Source organism: Cupriavidus sp. 05T313 (assembly GCF_056396665.1).
The window spans coordinates 1-2,378 of record NZ_JBFTLX010000454.1 but is presented as its reverse complement, the minus strand read 5'-3'; the positions used below and the strand labels follow the sequence as shown (position 1 = coordinate 2,378).

Annotated in this window: 1 protein-coding gene and 1 pseudogene; both read right to left on the bottom strand. The window is 60.3% G+C overall.

All coding sequences use genetic code 11. From position 1 onward, the window contains the following. Positions 1–331 precede the first annotated feature (331 nt). Positions 332–1,735, bottom strand: a pseudogene (gene gltX / locus AC1DKD_RS40695) (glutamate--tRNA ligase). A gap of 142 nt (positions 1,736–1,877) precedes the next feature. Next, positions 1,878–2,378: HNH endonuclease signature motif containing protein (locus AC1DKD_RS40690; RefSeq protein WP_477144692.1), on the bottom strand; the 501-nt coding region annotated here is incomplete at its 5' end.

Here is a 2,378-nt window from a genome sequence, read left to right as displayed (position 1 = left end):
AAGCGGGATCGAACCGCTGACCTCTTGCATGCCATGCAAGCGCTCTCCCAGCTGAGCTATAGCCCCATGGTACAACACTACTAATTCACTACCTGCCGCCGCCGTTTCGCGTTTGTTTCTTCGTTTCGGCGAAAGCAAGATTATATAAACAACCCTGCTTTTCGACAACCCTTTTTTTAACTTTTTCAGCGATCCGCATTACTGCGAAATTACTACCTATCGCCTCCATCCGTTAAGCCCGCTTGGTTTTTTCCGCGCTGCAGGGAGAACGAGATTATGCTCAAGTCCTGGCAAAAGCGCAAGCCCCCGCCAGGATTTTTTGCAAACTTCCTCAGGCGAGTCCGGCCTGGATGCGACGCAGCACGGTGTCGCGCCCGAACAACTCCAGCACGGCGTCGATGGCGGGGGTCTGCAACTGTCCCGCCACCAGCAGGCGCACCGGCATGGCCAGCTTCGGCATCTTCAGGCCGAACTCGGCCAGCACGGCCTTGAATGCTGCGCTGATGTCCTCCCGCTTCCATTCCGTCAGGGCCGCCAGCCGTGCAGCCAGGGCCTGCAGCGCCGGCAGGATATCGGCGTTGAGATGCTCGGCCTTGAGCACCGGGTCAGCTTGCGGCTCGCCGCGATAGAACAGCATCGCCGCCTGCGCCACATCTTTCAAGGTATTGGCTCGATCCTTCACCAGCGCGATGACACCTTCCAGACTGGCACCCTCCACCTTGCCGCCCAGCGCCTCGATAAACGGTTGGGTCAGCCCAGCCAGGCGCGCGTTGTCGCCCACCTTGATGTAGTGGTTGTTGAGCTAGGCCAGCTTCTCGGGGTTGTACTGCGCCGGCGACTTGCCCAGGTGCTCCAGGTCAAACCACTCTACGAACTGCTCGCGCGAGAAGATCTCGGCGTCGCCATGCGCCCAGCCCAGGCGGGCCAGGTAGTTGAGCACGGCCTCGGGCAGATAGCCTTCGTCGCGATAGCCGGTCACGGCCATGGCGCCATGGCGTTTGCTCATCTTTTCGCCCTGCTCGTTGAGCACGGTCGGCAAGTGGGCATAGACAGGCGGCGTACCGCCGAGTGCGCGGATGATGTTGATCTGCCGCGGCGTGTTGTTGACGTGATCGTCGCCGCGAATCACGTGGGTGATCTGCATATCGAGGTCATCGACCACCACGCAGAAGTTATAGGTGGGCGTGCCGTCCGGGCGGGCGATCACCAGGTCGTCGAGCTCGTCGTTCGATATCTCGATGCGCCCTTTGACCGCGTCGTCCCAGACCACGCTGCCGCCAATGGGATTCCTGAAGCGGATCACTGGCYGCACCCCGGCCGGCGGCTGCGGCAGGACCTTGCCCGGCTCGGGGCGCCAGAAGCCGTTATAGCGCGGCTTCTCGCCGCGCTCGCGCTGCGCGTCGCGTAGCGCATCCAGTTCCTCCGTGCTCATGTAGCAGGGATAGGCCAGCTCGCTGCCCAGCATCTGCTTGACCACCTCGCGATAGCGGTCCATGCGCTGCATCTGATAGAACGGGCCTTCGTCGATATCGAGCTCGAGCCAGGCCATGCCCTCCAGGATCACGTCCACCGACTCCTGAGACGAACGCTCGACGTCCGTGTCTTCGATGCGCAGGATGAAATCGCCCTTCATGCGGCGTGCAAAGGCCCAGGGGTAGAGCGCGGAGCGGATATTGCCGAGGTGAATGAAGCCGGTCGGGCTCGGCGCGAAGCGGGTGCGGACGCGTTGTGTCATAGAGGAATGAAACAAAAAAGCCCGCGCACGAATGCGCGCAGGCCGGAGTGTGGAGGGTAGGGACAGGTCATTGCTGACCCATCCCCCCCGAGGAACCGTACGTGCGAGTTTCCCCGCATACGGCTCATGTCTTCTGCAAATGTTAATTAAACACCGGTTTCACAACAGTTTGACCGTAGTGGTGAACTTGGATGTGGCAGTTCGGGTGCAGCAGCACGCGATTCCCTAGAGCATCGGACCCGCCGAGAATGCGCGGTTCCAAGTGGTGATCTTCCCACCCGGTCTCTTTGGTTATCTTGCACTGACACACCGCACACAGCCCTCGCTGGGACAGATACAGCTTGATCCACTGCTTTCGGTGCGACATGCTTGATTGCATGCGCTCCTGTCGCAACTTTTCGCCATACTGCTCCTGCTCGGGATCAAAGGGGTTGTAGCTCCCTTTGATCTTAGTGTGCCGTTGAATGATCGTACTCGAAAGCGAGTACAACTCCTTCCAGTAGCTACTACCACCCGCCTTTGTTACCGTGGTCCCGAACACCCAGTGCCGTTCCCCGACCGATGCATAGTACTTCTTCCGCACCCAGCCAGAGTCCTTTCCGCTGTGTCGCCGTTTCGCCCATCGCCATAGCCATCGCCATAG